The organism is Edaphobacter flagellatus (assembly GCF_025264665.1).
Classification (GTDB): domain Bacteria; phylum Acidobacteriota; class Terriglobia; order Terriglobales; family Acidobacteriaceae; genus Edaphobacter; species Edaphobacter flagellatus.
On record NZ_CP073697.1, the window covers coordinates 701,720 to 720,878 of the forward strand.

Genomic DNA, 19,159 nt, shown 5'->3' on the forward strand with positions numbered 1-19,159 from the left:
GAGAAGCTGGCCGCAGTTTTCTGTGGCAAAAGCCACAGCATTAGAAGGTGATTCTCGCAGAAGCCTGAAGACTGCGGCCTCCACCAACTCCGTTGACCGTTCCCTGACCGCTGCCCAGCGTGCTGGTCACACGACCGAAGTTGGTTGCAGAGATAATGTTGCCACTACCAGAATTCGGATTGTTGAACTGCGGTGAGTTAGTCAGCTGAAACGCATCGAGGCGCGTCTCCAGTGCAGCTTCACGCCATATCGGGAAGCTCTTAAAGATCGACACGTTATTCTGGACAAAGCCTGGCCCACGGAACTGGTTCCTGCCCGTGTTTCCTAATCCAACATTCTGTGCTGTACATGGTGTAGAAGTGCACCCCGACGGCTGCGTGAACGCAGTAGGATCAAGCCAGTAGGTATTGGCACCGATGCCGTGCAGCACCTTATATGGCCCGCTAAGGTTCGCCGTCTGCGCCGTTCCCGGAGTATTCAGACTGCTGCCGTTCGCATAAACAGTAAATGGCGACCCAGTTACCGCCTGCACAATGCCAGAGAGCTTCCATCCGCCCAGAACATACGACGCCGGACCTCCGCTCAGGTACTTGTGTCCTCTGCCAAAAGGAAGTTCGTAGGTAAAACTCTGCGCATAGTTGAATGCCCGGTCATAATCGTTCGGAGCATAGTTCCGGCGAGGATTGATGAAGAACGTCAAACCACCATCATCACCGCTGATATAGCCCAACCCTTTGCCCCATGTAATCGAAGAACCAAACGACAAGCTGTGGCTGAAGCGCTTCGTCAGTTGCACCTGTAGAGACTGATAGTTTGAGGAGTACCCCTTGAAGTACACCGTCGTCGAGGTCGTGCGATGCACTCCCGAGGGGCAGCCGACGCAGTTGTACTCAGGCTTCGATGCATTGCCTCCACCATAAGTCAGCGGGTTATTGATGTCCACGGCACCCGGGATCCTGGTGCCGTGATTCGCCACATAAGCCACCTGCAGCGACATGTCATAAGGGAGCGCCTGCTGTATCGCAACATTCCAGGAATGTACGTAGGGATTCCTATAGTCAAGCGGGATATAAACCAGGTTTTGAGCAGCCAATCCCGACGTTGTCGCAGGGATCAATCCATTCGCAGGAACCGGAGCGGCCACTGGAGCCGGAAATCCTGCCTGGAATGTTGCGACGGTCACACCATCTCCCAGCACTGCCGCCTGATAAGGGCTTCCTGCAGGCAATGTATAGCTATTGTTCGAGCGGATTGGATAGTTATAGGCATACGTGTTATCCGCAAACGGCATATAGCTGATTCCGTATCCGCCTCGAATCACGGTCTGATCCGTCGCACGATATGCAAAACCTGTACGTGGAGAGAAGTAGTTATAGCGCGACTTCATACCGAGGTTCGACGGATTGCCGCCAACCCCGGCAATCACAAACGTGTTCGTATCCGGTATGTAGTTTGAGAAACCCCCGTTGAGCCTCGGCGTCGCGGGTGGATAGAACTCCCAGCGCAGGCCAAGGTCAACCGTTAGCTTCGATGTAGCCTGCCATTTATCACTTGCGAAGCCGAAGAGCCACCACTGCCGATACGCCGGGAAGATCGTATTGACGTCGCGTCCTACAGTGCTTGGAAGGTCAAAGAGAAAGCTGGCTACATTGTTTGCGAGGTTCGTTGTGCCACGCGAATCAGAAGTCTGGACATCAGAAAAATTGAATACACCGCGGGGACTGAAGGTCTGGTCCTGCAACAGGTCATCACGGACTCGACGCAGGTCTCCGCCAAACTTCAGGGTGTGATTGTGAATAATTTTGGTCCAGTTGTTGACGAAATCAATATTCGACTCACCACGAATCCACGGCATCGACGCAGAATAACCAATCATCGTTCCGGTAAATGCGCCGCCCATCGAGATGCCTACCTGGCCGCTCGTAAACTGATTGATATTGACGCCAGGAATTCCAAGCGCCGTTGCATCATTCGATCCGTAATCGCTTGGCTGCGAATTATTACGCAGATGGGCTACACCAAAACGCGCTTCAGTAAACAGTGTCGGTGAAAAGCTACGTTCATAGTTCACGCCGGTGCTATAAGAGGTCTGGACGCCGGTTCCCTGAAAACCCCCGCCTGCGGGACCGCCAAGAAATGCTCCGAATGCAGGAGCCTGGAAGGTATTGACACGCTGCCAGCTGAAGCGGCCGCTGACATGGTCCTTTTCATTCAGCGTGTAATCGATCTTAGCGTCCCAGCTATTCGTCCCCTTGGTGAAAGGAAGATTCGACGTGTAATTATTCGTCGGATTCGACATAGGAAGCGTGCTGTTCAATTTTCCGAATTGAGCAGCCGCCGCATTCACCTTTTGCAAAATCGCCAAAGAAACCGGGTTCACCCTGCTGATAGGAATCTGATTATTTGCAAAAGCTGTACGCGGACTGGATGAACTCCCGTTACCGGTAGTCGGATCAAAGATCTGTCCTGCTTTGAAGCCGTTTGAGTTGGCAGCACCCAGCATCGAGCTCAGGTCAATGAACCCCTGCGCATTCGGTGTAAAGTAACGAGCATCCGGAATTGTGTAGGTTCCGGAAGTCAGTTCGTGGTCGGTACTGCCCTGATAATCGCCGAAGAAGAACAATTTGTCTTTGAATATCGGGCCGCCGATCGATCCACCGTAATTGTTGTAGGACATGTGTCCCAACGGGGCTCCGAAGTAAGACCGTGCATTCACAGCGTTGTTCTGAATGTATTCAAACACCGAACCATGAAATGCATTGGTGCCAGACTTTAAAACAACATTGGTGACTGCGCCAATCGCCCGCCCTAACTCAGCTTCAAAGTTGTTCGTCGAAATATCGACTGATTGAATTGAATCCGCCGGAGGAATAATGATTTGCAACAGACCGGTGCGTTCGTCATCGTCGATACCTTCAATCTGGTACAGATTCCCCATACGCGGCTGGCCATTGACCTCTGTCTGCAGCGAACTTTGAGCATTAAAGAACTGCGAGTGCTGAAAGACTGCGGGTGCTGTTCCGGGAACCAGATTCAGTAGCGACTGGAAGTTCCGATTTGTGCCCATCGGAAGATTCTCGATCTGGTGGGCCTCCAGCTTTGTTGAGATGTCAGCTCGGTCCGTCTGCAGCAGCGGAGGAGCAGTCGTCACCATCACTTCTTCCGATACACTGCCCGCCGTGATATCGAAGTCCACACGTGTCGAACTGTTGAGTAGCACGTCGATGTTCGCGTGTGTCTCTTTCTTGAATCCCTGGGCCTCTACTGTGACGGAATAGGTTCCTGGCGGAAGACTGGGAATCGTGTAGTTGCCCGCACTGTTTGTTACCGACTGATAGACCGTCGACGTTGCCGTGGCAGTTGCTGTTACTTTTGCACTCGCAACGGCAGCCCCGGTCGGATCATTGACCGTCCCGAGCAGCGTTCCATTTACCGCCTGAGCCCATGAGGACAGCGGCAAGGCCAGAAGACATAGAGCAACAGACAGAACCCCAAGTAAGCGTTTCATTGCACAGCCTCCGAAAAGTGGGGCTTACGCCCCGGAAAAACTTATAGTTTGAAGAGCGAACGAGAAATTATCAGCATCTGTTGAAACGTGTCAATAGAAATAAATCCTTAGATTAGGTCGTCCAGTTGTCGGCTAACTTCCAACTGGACGACCACCTGTTAACACCGCTACTATGCCCTGCATGAACCCAAATCTCTCGCGCCGCAGCCTCCTTTGCGGCGGAACCGCTCTTGCCGCCTCCGCCGCCTTCGCAAACACATCTTTTTCTTTCGCTGCTCCCGCATCTTCCACCTCTGCTATCCGCCTCGGTATCGCCAGTTACACCTTCCGTAAATTCGACCAGGCCCACCTGATCGAATTCATGAAAGAGCTCAAGACGCCCTATCTGAATCTCAAGGACGTCCATCTCCCAATGACTCCCGCAGACCAGGTCGCCTCGCGCGCAGCGGAGTATCGTGCAGCCGGGCTTACGCTTACGGCAGCAGGCACCATCACTTTTAACAAAGATGACGATAACGACATCAAGTCCAAGTTCGACTACGTGAAAGCGGCCGGCATCCCCATCATCGTTGCCGCTCCCTCGCGCGAAGTCCTGCCCCGCATCGAGAAGTTCGTAAAGCAGTACGACATTAAACTCGCCATCCATAATCATGGTCCCGAGGACAAACACTGGCCCTCGCCGCTCGATGTTCTTGCCGCAGTCAAGAGTATGGATTCACGTATCGGCTGCTGCATTGATGTCGGACACACCATGCGTACCGGCACAGATCCTGTGGCTGCGATCAAACAGGTAGGACCTCGCCTCTTCGATCTCCACATGAAGGACCTCGCCGAAAGCAAGGTGAAGGAGAGCCAGGTTGCTGTAGGCGATGGTCTGATGCCAGTTCCGGCCATCTTCCGCGCGCTAATCGACATCGGCTACAAAGGCAATGTCGACCTCGAGTATGAGATCCACGATGACGATCCTATGCCGGGCGTCACCAAGAGCTTCGCTTATATGCGTGGTGTTATCGCTGGCATGGGGCTTCACTAAGAACAAAGGCGAGTGCATTCGATCATCTCTGCACTCGCCTTTATCCATTTTGTTGTCGATCCGTACTTATGACGGGTGATAGCTCACAATCTCGCGCTACGTAGCCGTAGCGCATTCGCAATCACGGAGACAGAGCTGAAGCTCATCGCAGCAGCAGCTACCATCGGATTCAGCAGCCATCCCAGCAGAGGATAAAGAACACCGGCAGCCAACGGAACTCCTGCTGCGTTGTAAACAAAGGCAAAAAAGAGATTCTGCCGGATATTCTGCATCGTCTTCTGGCTTAGCCTGCGTGCCTTCACCAGACCGCGCAGATCTCCGCTCACCAGCGTAATCCCACCTGCGGCGATCGCCACATCTGTGCCTGTGCCCATGGCAATGCCCACCTGCGCGACGGCAAGAGCGGGAGCATCATTAACGCCATCACCCGCCATGGCAACCATCTTCCCTGCCTTCACAAGCCGCGTAACAACAGCTGCCTTACCCTCAGGAGACACTTCCGCCTCGAACTCTATACCAAGCTTCTTTGCGACCGCCGCTGCCGTCGATCTGCTATCGCCTGTCACCATCAATATGTTCAGACCGCTCTGCTTCAGCTCCTGGATTACCTGTGACGTGGTCGCTTTGATCGGGTCCTCGACTGCGACCAAACCCGCGGCATGTCCATCGATTGCCACCAGCACAACCGTCTTGCCTTCGCTGCGCAGTATCTCCGCCTGTTGCTCTAACGCCTCTGCAGCAACACCAGCTTTACGTATCATCGCCAGATTCCCTACAACAACATGTCTGCCGTCAACCGCACCGACAACTCCATGCCCAGTGATCGAATCAAACGCGGTCACGTTCTCCAGCCTGATACGCTTCTCCATCGCGCCTGCAACAATAGCTGCCGCCAGCGGGTGTTCGCTCGCGCGCTCAAGACTCGCGACGGCGCCCAGCAGCGCCTCTTCGCTCACTCCCTCCACTGCAACCACCTTGATTAATCGCGGCTTGCCTTCGGTCAGAGTGCCCGTTTTATCGACAACTAGAGTGTCCACCTTCTCCAGCGTCTCTAGAGCTTCAGCGCTCCGTACCAGAATGCCCTCCTGCGCGCCCTTCCCTGTCGCCACCATGATCGACATCGGTGTCGCAAGTCCCAGCGCGCACGGACAAGCAATCATCAACACAGCCACCGCAATCACCAGCGCATGCGCCAGACGCGGCTGCGGCCCCCACACTCCCCACACAATCGCTGCAAGCATGGCAGCAGTCAGAACCACGGGGACAAAGTATCCTGCAACCTTGTCTGCCAGCCGCTGGATCGGGGCACGCGAGCGTTGAGCCTCACTCACCAGTTTCACAATCTGTGCCAGCAAGGTATCGGAACCAACGCGCTCGGCACGCATCATCAATGCGCCTGTTCCATTCATCGTTCCGCCGACAACACGGCTCCCTTCTTCTTTCTCGACCGGGACGGATTCACCCGTCACCATCGACTCATCCACCGAACTGCGGCCATCCAGCACAACACCATCCACTGGAACTTTTTCTCCTGGCCTTACGCGCAGCTTGTCGCCAACGACAACCTCGCTCAAGGGGACATCCCTCTCCGTGCCATCGTGCGCAACGCGACGCGCCATCTTCGGAGCCAGCCCCAGTAGCGCCCTGATCGCACCACCTGTCTTGTCTCTCGCGCGCAGCTCCAGCACCTGCCCCAGCAGCACCAGCACCGTGATGACTGCCGCGGCTTCAAAATAAAGCCCCAGCACACCGTGTTCGCGGAACGAGTCAGGAAACACCTCCGGCACAATCACAGCAACAACGCTATACAGATACGCCGCTCCCGTACCCATCGCAATCAGGGTGAACATATTCAGGCTGCGATGCACCAGCGATGCCCAGCCTCGTTCAAAGAACGGCCATCCGCACCACAACACAACCGGAGTCGCCAATGCCAAATCCAGCCATCCCACCCAACGGTTGTGCATTATGCCGGCAAACAAGCCCCCGGGCAAAATATCCGCAACCATCAACGCGAGCAGAGGCAGCGTCAGCGCCGCACCGATCCAGAGCCTCCGCGTCATCTCCTCCAGCTCTGGATTGACCTGCTCTCCCGTCACCTCGCGCGGCTCCAGCGCCATGCCGCAGATTGGGCAGCTCCCCGGGCCATCCTTCACAATCTCGGGATGCATCGGGCACGTATACTCCACACGCGCTGTTATTGGAGCGACAGACTCCAAAGCCATCCCACACTTCGGACACGCCGCCATCTTCTCCGACGTCACCTCTGGGTGCATCGGGCACGTGTACATTGCCTTCCCATGGACAGGCGCCGTCGCTGCAGCTACAGGTATCGAGTGGCCGCCGCCGCTGCAGCACGATCCATGCGAAGGATTCACGCCAATTAACACCAGTGAGCTGGCGTCCTGCCGTCCGCCGTCATATCTTCCCGGATCAGCCTCGAACTTCTTCCTGCATCCTTCGCTGCAAAAGTACCAACGCTTCTGTTCGTGTTCGAGCGTCCATTTTGCCGTTGCCGCTGCAACCTGCATGCCGCAGACAGGGTCCTTCTCCACCTCATTCATCTCGATCTTTCCTCCAGCCCTGCAGACGGACATCGTCCATCTGCATTACACCCTGTCGCTCCGTTCCATGGATGGAAAAGACATACATCGAAGTGAAGAAGCAACAAATAAGCACGAAAGGTTCGACCTTTACTGCATATTTAGGACATTTGACCTACACAAACCTTGATCAAGCGCCTGATTGACAGAATAATTCTCTTTGTAATCAAATCGTTACACTCTAGATACACACATTGGAAACGCACTGAAAATGTAGGGTTTCCGCTTCTAATTGTTTTCTTTTGCGATGCAACGGGCCGGGGAAAATTTATCTCCCTTTGCGCGACAACGGAACCTGCGATGTGCTTCTGGAAATCCCTGATGCAGCGATCGCCTTACCCATGCTAGGAGCAACATGTCGATCTCTGTTTCGCGTCAGGACCCACGGTATCCCATTCTGAAAAAAGCGAATAACCATCGCTTTCCTGTTTCAGATGCCGACGGTCCAGCGCGCATTGAGATATGCCAGAACCCGGATGATGTCGCCGAAGCTTTGCAGAAAACCGTCCGCGCTGGCTTGCGTCCGACAATTCGTTCCGGCGGACATTGTTACGAGGATTTCGTTGCCAACAATCCCGGCGGCGTACTGTTCGACCTCAGCCTGCTGAACAGCTTCGACGCCACAGGCAGCGGCCATACCTATAAGATCGGCACCGGCATGCGTCTCGGCGACGCCTATACCGAGCTCTACAAGCAGTTCGGCGTCACCCTCCCCGGAGGCTCCTGCTATAGCGTCGCAGCCGGCGGACACATCTCCGGCGGAGGCTACGGCGTCCTCAGCCGCATGTACGGACTCACCGTCGACTGGCTCTCCGCGGTCGACATTCTCACCGTCGACGCCTCAGGCACTGTCGTCCAACGTCGTGTCGATGCCAAGAACGATCCCGATCTCTTCCGCGCCTGTCGGGGGGCGGGCGGCAACAACTTCGGCATTATCACTGCCTATTACTTCGACAAGATGCCCACCGCTCCGCGCGAGGTGGTCAACGTCCATATGGCCTTCCCCTGGGAGGACATGACCCCGGAGCGCTTCGAGGCTATCCTCACCACCTACGGGCATTACTTTGAAACCCGCGGCAATGACCCCGATACCTGGGGTATGTTTACCGGCCTCGGACTCTCGCACCGCTCCTCAGGCAATGTCGGCATCGGCGTCCAGTTCTGCAATCCCGACGGCACTTGCGACGATCTCAAGGCGCTCAACGAGTTTATCGACCTCTTCCAGCCCTGCAAGCCGGTGGTCGCCAAGCACGAACCGATAGAGTCCAGGCACAGCCCCCAGGCGGGCGCCAATGCCATCGTCAGAAAGCCCGATGGCACTCCAATCCCCTGCTCCGGTCCCCACAATATGAACCGCCAATCCTGGTACGAGGCGACCGTCCGGGGCGGTGTAGGTGGAGGAGCTCGCGCTAAGTACAAGTCCTGCTATATGAAGCGTGGGTTTACCCCCGACGAAGCGCGCCTCATCTACAAGCACCTCACCCGTGATGTTCCCGGGGCCAACGGCATCCTCGCCGTCGATTCCTATGGAGGCGCCGTCAACAAGCCTGAGCTCGCCAGTCAAACTGCTGTCCCGCAGCGAGCCTCCATTCTTAAGCTGCAGTTCCAGAGCTACTGGAACAAGCCTGAAGACGACGCTGCCCGTTTGAAATGGATGCACGACTTTTACACGGACCTCTACTCAGGTCCCGATGCTGACCCTCGCTACAAAGGCACACCGTACTGGAATGACCATTATGAGGGCTGCTATATCAACTATCCAGACGCCGATATGCTCGTCTATCCGTTCTGGCCGCAACTTTATTACGGAGAACAGGGACTTTATCCCTTCCTTCAGGACGTCAAACGGCGTTACGATTCCAACAACATATTTCACCACGCCATGTCGATTCGCCCCTGAGCCACTTTGCGGCCAGGGCAGTTAACACTTTTTTGCAGCAACGCAGACGATGTTTACGGAGACGTACTTGATTCGATTTATGGATTGGCGGTTGTCCATACATCTACACAGCAGCCTGATCGCGGCCGTGCTCATGGTCGCACCGCTGCATGCTGCCGCCGCCTCGTCTTCTTCGCTCTGTGCCGATGTCCCTCACGCTGATCATCCCAAGGCTCTTCTCTCTAACGGTACGCTGGATGCGATGGTCTTCCTCCCCGATATCACAAACGGCTATTACCGCTCCTCGCGTTTCGACTGGTCCGGGGTCGTAGCCTGCGTCTCTCTCAATGGACATCGTTTCTTTGGTGAGTGGTTCCAGAAATATGATCCGATGATCAATGACTCCATCACCGGCCCTGTCGAAGAGTTCCGTTCCGAAGATGGAGCCCTAGGCTACGGCGAAGCAAAGCCCGGCGAAACCTTCCTCAAACCTGGCGTCGGCGTCCTTCGCCGCATCGACGACAGCCCCTACAAGTTCGGCGTCGTCTATCCCATCGTCGATACAGGCAAGTGGAAGGTCTCCGTCAAGAAACACGCCGTCATCTTTACACAAATCATCACGGGACCGCGCGGCTACGCCTACATCTACCAGAAGAAGCTTTCGCTCGATGGCTCCACCATGATGCTCGAGCACTCATTGAAGAACACCGGCACCCGCGCCATCACGACCGAAGTCTACGATCACGACTTCCTCATCTTCGATGGACAGCCGACAAGCGCCGGTATCACCATCCGATTTCCCTTCAAGCCACAGCCGGAGACTCCGCTAGGAGATGCCGTCGAGCTCGAAGGAAACAACATCACCTATAAGGAGGAACTGCAACCAAAACATTCCGTCGCTGGCTACATCAAAGGCTATTCAAGCAATGCCTCTGACTACCATTTCACGGTCGAAGACACAAAAACAAAGGTTGGGGTAGAGCAGAGCTCGGATTCGCCGATCTCACGGTTCTACCTATGGTCTGTACGTTCAACCGTCTCTCCCGAGGCCTACATCCACCTCGATGTACCCCCAGGAAAAACGGGCCATTGGAAGATCCGCTATCGGTTCTTTGCTCCAGCTGTCCAGTCCTAGAAAACAACACTTCAACCGAGCAACAACGCAACTCTGAGGAGACAACGATGCAACGATTACTCAAACACTTCCAGTTCATACCGCTGGCCCTGCTACTCGTATGTAGCCTGGTCGCCGGCGCGCAGACCATCACGGGCAGTATCACCGGCACCGTGACCGACGCCACTGGCGCCGTTATTCCAAACGCCAAGGTTGTAGCGACCAATGTCGACACCGGCGTCAAAACCGAGAGCACGACAAACAATGACGGTCTCTACAACATCCGCTTCCTGCAGATCGGCAACTATAAGGTCTCCATCGACGCCCAGGGTTTTGGAACCTCCAGCTACGGCCCGTTCGTCCTCGAGACTGGCCAGGTCGCCAAAATCGATGGCAGACTCAGCCTCGCCGGTACGCAACAGAAAGTATCGGTCGATGCTGAAGTAGCTCCCTTGCTCAATACAGAAAATCCAACGCTGGCCACGACACTAGACACCCGTGCCATCGAAAACGTCCCCTTGGTCAGCCGCAATATCAATGCTCTGACGATGTTCCTTCCAGGCGCTATCAGCACCTCGCCGAACAGCTTCGTCAGCAATGCGTCTGTCTCTGGCCCTCTCAGCGGCAACAATATGGCTGGCGCCAGCAGCGGTAGCTCAGTCTCGGTCAACGGCAATCGTCAGCAGACCAATCAGTATCTGCTTGACGGTATGAACATCAACCAGACGCTCGACGATACGCCTGGCTACAATCCCAGCGTCGATGCCATCGGCCAGGTGCAGGTTATCTCTGCCAATGCTCCTGCGGAATATGGCAATGTGCTCGGCGGTGACATTCTGTACCAGACCAAGAGCGGCACCAATCAATTCCACGGAAGCGCCTTCTACTTCCTTGGCAATCACCTTCTGAATGCCAATTCCTGGGCGAATAAACACGGATCTACTATCATTCCCAGGAACACCTTCACTCGCAGCATCTTCGGAGCCACGCTGGGCGGGCCGATCTTCAAGGACAAGCTTTTCTTTTTCGGTGATTACCAGGGCGGTCGTTTTCACTCCGGTGGCAGCTCAACCGCAACTGTCCTCACCGATAGGATGCGCAGTGGAGACTTCTCTGAGCTTCTGAACCCCAGCCTCATGTGCTCGGGCGATCAGGGGCTGACTTCGGGCTTTGTCACCATCAACGGTGTCAAATGCGCATCGGCCTCTCGACTGATCCAGTTGTACGATGCGGCCACTAATGGAAATCCTCAATTCGCCAACAACCAGATTTCCATTCAGAATCCCGCAGCTCAATATCTGTTTGCTCATCCCGAGCTCTATCCCCATGCAAACCGCGCACCAGATGCGAGCAATACTCCTGCTCGTAACAATTATGTCGGCCCCACCAAATCTCGCAACTATGGCAATCAGTTTGATATCAAAGTCGACTGGAAAGCCACGCAAAACGATAGCTTGTTCGTGCGCTTTTCGTATGCAAATCAAGGACAGACCACACGGAATGTTCTTCCCACCAGCTTTGCCAGCGCCCCGACCTATCCTGTGCGTGGCGTAGCGATCAACGAAGTCCATACCTTCAACTCAGCTATGGTGAATGAGTTCCGCGCTGGCTACACCCGAATTCAGAACAACGGCGCCGTCCTGCTCGATCCAACAGGCGCCTTTGGCCTGAAGGGAGATAGCATTCTGGGTATCGGAGCAAACAACCCTGTCAATCAGCAGTTTGCAGGCTTTTCTGCACTCGGCTTCAACAACTCCAATAGTCCGCAAGGCTTTACCGCAACCAACGGAACAGAATATACAACCCTTGGCAACCAGAACACCGGCACTAACTATACCATCAACACCTTCTTGTACGGCGACAACTTCACCTGGCTTAAGAACCGCCATACCTTCAAGTTCGGTGTGCAGTTCCTCCGCCAACAGCAGAACAACTTCTACCCTGGCAATGATGGCTCGCTCGGTGGCTTCTTCTTCCTTGGGCCTGGGACATCCAGCCAATCGGGATCTCCCAACGGATACAGTACCGGCTATACCGCCGCTGACTTCATCCTGAACCGTGCTGGCTTCAAGAGCATCGGTGGCGTCGCTGGTCCAGTTGGTATGCGTCAATGGCGTGATGCTTACTTTGTACAGGACGACTGGAAGATCACACCCACCCTTACCCTCAACCTCGGCGTACGTTACGAGTACTCGCAGCCGATTTATGAGGTCAACCACAAGATGTCTACCATCGATCCCAATAATCCCAGCAGGATAATCATTGATGGCAGCAATACCTCCGTATGCCAGCCGTTCAACCTACCCTGCATTACAGCTAAAAATGCAGGCTACGGTCGAGGACTGGTAGACCCGTTCTATGGCAGCGTCATGCCCCGTATCGGCTTCGCCTGGTCTGCAACTCCCAAGTTCGTCGTTCGCGGCGGATACGGCCTGCAGAACTACATGGAAGGCACCGGTGCAAACCTTCGTATGACCACCAACCTTCCCTTCCAGTCAGCTTCCCAGCTCAGCGGAAATCTGCCTGGCACTGGAAATACCGCAGGTGCCTTCTACAATGTACAAGGTGGATTCGGCAGTGCTACTGCTCTGTCCAATGTCTACAACGTCTGGAACAAGAAAATCAAACCTGCATTTATCAGCATCTACAATCTGACTCTTGAGTATCAGCTTAACAACACAGCATCCTTACAAGTTGGCTATGCCGGCGAGTCTGGACAGCATCTGGTCACCGCAAACCAGCGTAATCAGCTGCCCAATCCTTGCATTATTAATGGGGCTCCCGTAACTGTTAACACTCCCAACCCTCCAGCGGCTTGCCTCACCCAAGCCCCAGCGCCCTTCTACACCACTCCGGGCGTTGGCTATAATGGCGTCATCCGTTACACGGACTCGAACGCCGCGATGAACTACAACTCTCTGCAAGTCAGCTTCCGCCAGCGTGCATGGCATGGCCTGCAGTACACTGCTAATTACACGTGGAGCAAGGGTCTCACCAACAGCACCGGTTTCTATGGTGTGCCCAGTGTCACTGTTGCCAGTGCCTACGCAGAAAATGTCTATAATCTCCGCCCTGAGTGGGGACCTATCGGACAGGACGTGCGTCATGCAGTCAACTACAACTTGGTATACGACCTGCCAATCGGCCGCAATCGTATGTGGGGTAGCAGCCTGCCTCTTGTCCTCGATGAAATGGTCGGCGGATGGAAGGTGGGCATGACCGGTATTCTCTACACTGGCTTCCCAGTCAATATCGGCGCGACCAACAACTCGATGGTCAATGGCAACTCGCAGCGTGCGAATCACTACCGCCAGATGAAGATCGTCAACCGCTCCATCAACAACTGGTTCGGAACCGATCCTTCGGCTATCCCATGCGCCGCCGGCGTCGACAATGGGGTCTGTGCGTACGGTCAACCTGCACCAGGAACCTTTGGTACAGCACGTCCTACCTCGGAGCGCGCCCCTGGCTATCAAACCTATGGGGCCTCGGTTACCAAGGACTTCACGATATGGCATGAGCAGCAGATTAACTTCCGCGCTGATGCTGACAACCTCTTCAATAGTGCCTATTGGTCGAACCCTGCCAGCAGCGTGGGTTCTCCTGCAACCTTCGGTCAGATCACTACTGTCCGCTCGAACCCAAGGAACCTGCAGTTGTCCGTCAAGTATCACTTCTAACCCTTAACCACTTGCCCCGGCCTCCTAGGAGGCCGGGGCATTTTCTTTTGTGCTTCAACTCATCCATCCCCTTCCCTCGCCGATAGAACCATCAACACCATCGCGCAGGAGACCAGCCAACAACATGCCCTCGTCCATCGACGCACCGGAGCAGACAAACCAGCTCACAGAAGTCACTAACACCGCACTCCTCGACCAGACCGTCGATGAAGTCTTCGGGCTCATGCTCGGCTCCCCCGTTACCGTGTCCGACCATGAGGTCGCACCCACCAACGTCCCCATCACCCTCACAGCCGTCATCGGTCTCGCGGGAGCGCTCAGCGGAGGCTATACCCTCGTCGTCAGCGAAACCACGGCCAAGCAGCTCGCCTCCACCATGCTCGGCATCGAGATCACCGAACTCTCCAGCGATGTCTACGACGCTCTCGGCGAAATCACCAACATTCTCGCCGGTGCCTGGAAGTCGAAGATCCCTTCACTGCACGCCGCCTGCCTGCTCTCCGTTCCCACCGTTGTCACTGGCTCCCATTACGACATCCACCGCAAGAACACAGCCTTCCGCATGGCGCGCAGCTACTGGTTTCACGACGCTCCACTCACCATCAATATCTATGGCGAGTGGCCTTCCTAATTGGCCCCGCGACACTGCTTAAAGCAATGGACCGAGTCTATATGTTCGACTCGGTCCATTGCTTTCTCCCAAACATCAGCTTTCGCAGCCGTGCTCACTATGTAGCGGAAACCATTACCGCTTCTTCTTGATAGCCTTCTTTGTCGCTGGCTTCGCTGGAGCCTTCTTCGCAGCCACCTTCTTCGCCGGTGCAGGCTTCTTCACGACCACAGGCTTTTTCGCTGGAGCTTTCTTCGCTGGGGCCTTCTTGGCAATCACCTTCGTCGCTGGCTTCTTCGCTACAACCTTAACTGGCTTCTTCGCCGCAGGCTTGGCAACAGTCTTCTTCGCTGGAGCCTTCGCCGCAACCTTTTTCGCCGGAGCAGCAACAACCGCTTTCTTCGCCGAGGCAACCGCTTTGGCCGCGACATTTACCGGAGCCGCAGCCTTCTTGACCTCAGGCTTCTTTTCGACAACCGCAGTGCCCTTCTTCCCCTTCGCAGGAGCTGGCGCCTCTGCCGCGCTTACCGACGGAACCTCGGCCGCAGCATCAGCCGCTTCCCCTGCAGGAGCTGCCTTCTTCTTGCCCTTCGCAGGCTTGGCATCCTTCCGCGTCGCGCGCGCGCGCCGCAGATGCACCGGCGGTGGAGGCGCGGGCGGAGAATACGGCTCAAGAAACGCCTTCATCTCCTCCACTGTCCCCAGCTTGCCATCCATCAGCGCAAAGAACAGCTTATCCAGCAGCTCTTCATAACCTGCAACCTCAGGAGTAATCCGCATCTCCTGCATCTGCGCATACGGAATCCTCTGCCGAGCCTGCGGCCAGTCTGTGTAGAAGGCCTTCAGCTTGTTCTGCACGCCAGCCGTCTTGACATGATGCGCAGCCCACAGCACCGCCTCCGGCCGAGCTGCATGCAACAGCTTCCACGCCTGCGATGGCAACGCAGCTTCTTTGCTCGACAGCTGCGCGGCAAATGCCTTGCCCTCGGCCTCCAGCCCATTAATCTCGTCTACGAAGCCTTGCCGCACAAAGCTCTTCTTCAGAGCCGCCACGTCCTTCGGAGCCATCTTCGCCGTCAACATCGGGAAACTGGCTGCGGCCGCCTCTGCATGAATCCCCTGCATATGCAGCTGAGCCTGAGCATCACGCAGCTTCTCCAGCTCCGCCGCATTCGCCTTATTCGAAGCCACAGCCGGATTCAGGTGCTTCATCCACCCTTCGGCCTCCAGCCGCCTCATCACTCGCAGCGGGTCTTCCTCCAGAAAGACCTCCTCCGTCTCATAGCCCTTCTGAGCGGCAGGCATCGCAGCAATATAGTTCTCTTCCTTACCTGTCTCGTACCGGCTCCGGGTGCGCTCATCCAGCGACCAGCCCAAACGAGCCATAAACCGCACTCCGCGGATCATACGAACCGGGTCCTCAATGAACCCATACGGATTGACCAACCGCAGCTCGCGGTTCTCAATGTCTGCCACTCCGTTCAGCGGGTCCATCAGCAGGCCGTACGACCCCTGATTGAGCGAGAGGGCCATTGAGTTTGCTGTAAAGTCTCTCCGCCTCAGATCCTCCAGAATGGTCGTCGGGCTGTACACCGGTTTACCCGGCTTCGGATAGTTCACCGAGAGCGTCGAGCCGATCTCCATCCGCACTGAACCCGGAAACTGGACAAAGAACGACTGGGTCACTTCCGATTCCCCAGATACTTTGCCACCGATTTTCTCTATATCTTTCTTTAGCTTGAGAGCATTTCCCTGAACCACTACATCCAGATCGCGCACCGGCGAGCCGCTCGTTAAATCCCGTACCGCTCCGCCTACCAGAAAGCTCGTAAATCCTTTATGACGAGCAACTTCAATCACCTTCGCCAACGCTGCCTGCTGCGCCTTCGAAAGCCGGTTCTCCAGAAGATAGATGTAATCGGCCATAATTTGTGGTCAATCGCTCCAAGCCGGTCTTAAGCGGCATTTTCCAAATGTCTGGACCGACATAAGCCATGGAAAATCAACCGCTTAGAAATTTCAACTACCGCGACACAAAAGCTGACTTTAGCACAGCGTTAGCAAATTGACTACTCCGGACGAAGCTTTTGTGACCTTCTCCTGCCATCCACGTGCGACAATCCGCCACAGAGCATCATGTCCTCGGCGCACAAAAAAGTTATCGTCCGGCGGTTCGTCGGGGACACCGTCCCCGGCTATCTGACTCTATCGCATATCGTTCGCGCCCAATCCAATCCCCGCGTCATCGATCTGCTCGACCTCTCCGGACGCATCCTCACCCTCCCCCTCTCCGAGATCAAATACATCTGCTACGTCCGCGACTTTAATCTCAACGACCCCCTCAACCCCGAGCGCCTCACCCGCCGCACCTTCCTTGCCCGGCCCCGCACCGAAGGCCTCTGGCTTCGCCTCACCTTCCGCGGCTCCTCCCCTAATCCCGCCACCACAACCGAGGCCGACATCTTCGAAGGCCTCGCTCCCATCGACCTCTCCCTCGCCGACGACCTGATCGACGACTCCGGCATCTTCCTCATCCCGCCCGATATCCGCTCCAACACCCAGCGCATCTATGTTCCGCGTACGGCCATCGCCGATCTGCAGCTGATCGCCGTCATCACCACGCCGTCGCGCAAGAAGCCGCTGCCGCGCTCCACCGCTACCCCCACCCTCCAGGAAGACCTCTTCCACAATCTCCCGCCCAGCGCCCGACCAAACTAAAGCGGTGCTAGAAACATCGCCTCTAAAGTTTGAAGTGTCATTCCGAGCGATGCGTAGCGGAGTCGAGGATCTCCGCATTGTGCACCCAGGCCCCCATGTGTCTCCCCTAGTAAAATCCCCTCCATGAAGCTTGAAGACTTGGCCCTGCACCTTGGAGCCACCCTCCAGGGTGACCCCGCCGCCGTCATCTCCGGCCTCGCCGGTATCGAGGAAGCCGGCCCCGGCCACCTCACCTTCGTCGCCAACCCCAAATACGCGGCACTTGCCAAAACCACCCGCGCCTCAGCCATCCTCGTCGAACCCGATTTCCCCGCAGTCTCCGCCGCCACCCTGCGGCTCAAGAACCCCTACCTCGCTTTCGCCCGCGCCATCGAGCTCTTCTACCAGCCGCCTGCCTACGCCCCCGGCATCCACCCCACCGCAGTGATCGCACCAACAGCCAAAGTAGGCACAAACGCCCACATCGGGGCCTACGCCGTAATAGGCGATCACGTCACTCTCGGCGACAACGCCGTCCTGCTGCCGCATGTTGTCATCTACCCACACGCGCACATAGGCAACAACTTCTTCGCACACGCCCACGCCGTCGTCCGCGAATACTGCCAGCTTGGCGATTATGTCGTCCTCCAAAATGGAGCCATCATCGGAGCCGACGGCTTCGGCTTCGCCAAGCAATCCGACGGCAGCTGGTACAAGATCGTTCAGTCCGGTCCGGCCGTCCTCGAAGATGCTGTCGAGGTTCAGGCCAACGCCTGCATCGACCGCGCCTCCATCGGCGAAACCCGCATCCACACCGGGGCAAAGGTCGACAATCTCGTCCAGGTCGGCCACGGCTCCACCGTCGGCCAGAACACCCTTCTCTGCGCCCAGGTTGGCCTCGCCGGGTCCACCACCATCGGCAAATCCGTCATCCTCGCCGGCCAGGTCGGCGTAGCCGGCCACTGCACCGTCGGCGACGGAGCCATCGCTACCGCACAGAGCGGCATCCCCAACGATGTCGAACCCGGCAAGATGGTTAGCGGCTACCCGGCCATCGACAACCGTCAATGGCTCCGTACCGTTGCTGCCGTCAACCGGCTCCCAGACTTGCTCCGTAACCTCAAGTCTTCGGCCAAAAATAATGAAAAATAAGACAAATACAGGTTGACTCACTGCCATATTGAGGCATCCTATTGCCTAGCCATGGTAGAGCCGCCGGAACAGAGTGGAGGTGTGTCCAGCAACATCCGCGCTTCTAATGTTCGTGTCCTCCTGCTCGATGACGAGCCCACGAACCTTCATCTCCGCACCGCCATCCTCCGCCAGCACGGCTACCATTGCATCCCCGCCTCAACCATCGAAGAGGCCACCGAAGTCTTCAACTCAATCGACATCGCCGTCCTCGACTATCACCTCGGCTCCGGACAGTTCGGCACCGAAGTCGCCACCAGTCTTCGCCGCACCCGCCCCCACGTCCCCATCATCATCCTTTCAGCCACCCTCGAACGGCATTTCGGCGGAGCCGAGGACATGCACCTCCTCAAAGGTTATAGCTCCGTAGATGATCTTCTGGCTGCGCTCAGCGCCCTCGAGGCCAAGCGCCGCGGCGTCCCAGTCGTCGTCGATGCCCGCGACTTCTTCTACTCCCGCATTGCCATGGCCATCGGCTCTGATGTTCTTGTCCAGATCTTCGACGACCGCGGCATCTGGATGCACTGCAACGACGCTGCCGCCGACTACCTCGGCCAATCGCGCGACTGGTTTCCCGGACGTTGCGTCTTCGACGAGATGCCCACCCTGATGCGCGACTGGCGCGAGGTCCTCAAAACCGTCTCCCTCACCCGCGAGACCTACATCGACCGCACCCGCCGCGGACTGCTCGCTCTGCCCAAGACCGGCGAGCAGAACGTCACCTGGAGTGTCCTCGCCTTTCCCATCACCCTCCACGACAACCGCTCCGGAGTCGTTCTCACCGCCCGCATCCTCGAACGCACCCCCAGCCTCTACGCCTGACTCCCTCGCCAGGCACATGCAC

The 19,159-nt window shown here is 56.4% G+C and carries 11 protein-coding genes; 8 read left to right on the forward strand and 3 right to left on the reverse strand.

Annotated elements, in window-relative coordinates; translation table 11 throughout:
* Positions 1 to 40 precede the first annotated feature (40 nt).
* Positions 41 to 3,508, reverse strand: a complete 3,468-nt coding sequence (locus KFE13_RS02780) for a TonB-dependent receptor (RefSeq protein WP_260705616.1) — start codon at positions 3,506 to 3,508, stop codon at positions 41 to 43.
* A gap of 181 nt (positions 3,509 to 3,689) precedes the next feature.
* Between KFE13_RS02780 and KFE13_RS02785 the strand changes: the two genes are divergently transcribed.
* The gene (locus KFE13_RS02785) at positions 3,690 to 4,541 is read left to right on the forward strand and encodes a sugar phosphate isomerase/epimerase family protein (RefSeq protein ID WP_260705617.1); all 852 of its coding nucleotides are present in this window, start codon (positions 3,690 to 3,692) and stop codon (positions 4,539 to 4,541) included.
* Between the two features lie 83 nt (positions 4,542 to 4,624).
* Here the strand turns inward: KFE13_RS02785 and KFE13_RS02790 are convergent, their stop codons facing one another.
* Complete coding sequence (locus tag KFE13_RS02790) at positions 4,625 to 7,138, reverse strand: heavy metal translocating P-type ATPase (protein WP_260705618.1); 2,514 nt, start codon at positions 7,136 to 7,138, stop codon at positions 4,625 to 4,627.
* Positions 7,139 to 7,499: 361 nt separating this feature from the next.
* On the opposite strand from KFE13_RS02790, the gene KFE13_RS02795 reads away from it, so the two are divergent.
* The 4 genes from KFE13_RS02795 (at position 7,500) to KFE13_RS02810 (ending at position 14,448) form a co-directional block, all read left to right on the forward strand.
* A complete protein-coding gene (locus KFE13_RS02795; RefSeq protein ID WP_260705619.1) occupies positions 7,500 to 9,044 on the forward strand; it encodes an FAD-dependent oxidoreductase in 1,545 nt (514 codons plus the stop codon).
* Between the two features lie 91 nt (positions 9,045 to 9,135).
* Positions 9,136 to 10,158 (forward strand): hypothetical protein, encoded by a 1,023-nt coding sequence (locus tag KFE13_RS02800; protein ID WP_260705620.1) that lies wholly within the window; start codon positions 9,136 to 9,138, stop codon positions 10,156 to 10,158.
* Positions 10,159 to 10,205: 47 nt separating this feature from the next.
* Positions 10,206 to 13,817 (forward strand): TonB-dependent receptor, encoded by a 3,612-nt coding sequence (locus KFE13_RS02805; protein WP_260705621.1) that lies wholly within the window; start codon positions 10,206 to 10,208, stop codon positions 13,815 to 13,817.
* A gap of 124 nt (positions 13,818 to 13,941) precedes the next feature.
* The gene (locus KFE13_RS02810) at positions 13,942 to 14,448 is read left to right on the forward strand and encodes a chemotaxis protein CheX (RefSeq protein WP_260705622.1); all 507 of its coding nucleotides are present in this window, start codon (positions 13,942 to 13,944) and stop codon (positions 14,446 to 14,448) included.
* A gap of 114 nt (positions 14,449 to 14,562) precedes the next feature.
* Here KFE13_RS02810 and KFE13_RS02815 read toward each other — a convergent pair whose 3' ends face one another.
* On the reverse strand, positions 14,563 to 16,353 hold the full coding sequence (locus KFE13_RS02815; protein WP_260705624.1) for a tRNA nucleotidyltransferase/poly(A) polymerase family protein: 1,791 nt from the start codon (positions 16,351 to 16,353) through the stop codon (positions 14,563 to 14,565).
* A gap of 210 nt (positions 16,354 to 16,563) precedes the next feature.
* Between KFE13_RS02815 and KFE13_RS02820 the strand changes: the two genes are divergently transcribed.
* The 3 genes from KFE13_RS02820 to KFE13_RS02830 all read left to right on the forward strand — a co-directional run bounded on the left by KFE13_RS02820 (position 16,564) and on the right by KFE13_RS02830 (position 19,137).
* A complete protein-coding gene (locus KFE13_RS02820; protein ID WP_260705625.1) occupies positions 16,564 to 17,145 on the forward strand; it encodes a DUF6982 domain-containing protein in 582 nt (193 codons plus the stop codon).
* Positions 17,146 to 17,268: 123 nt separating this feature from the next.
* Positions 17,269 to 18,276, forward strand: coding sequence for a UDP-3-O-(3-hydroxymyristoyl)glucosamine N-acyltransferase (lpxD, locus tag KFE13_RS02825; protein WP_260705626.1), 1,008 nt, complete (start codon positions 17,269 to 17,271; stop codon positions 18,274 to 18,276).
* Between the two features lie 81 nt (positions 18,277 to 18,357).
* Positions 18,358 to 19,137: a response regulator gene (locus tag KFE13_RS02830; RefSeq protein ID WP_313900674.1), complete on the forward strand. Its 780-nt coding sequence runs from the start codon at positions 18,358 to 18,360 to the stop codon at positions 19,135 to 19,137.
* The last annotated feature ends 22 nt before the right edge of the window (positions 19,138 to 19,159 follow it).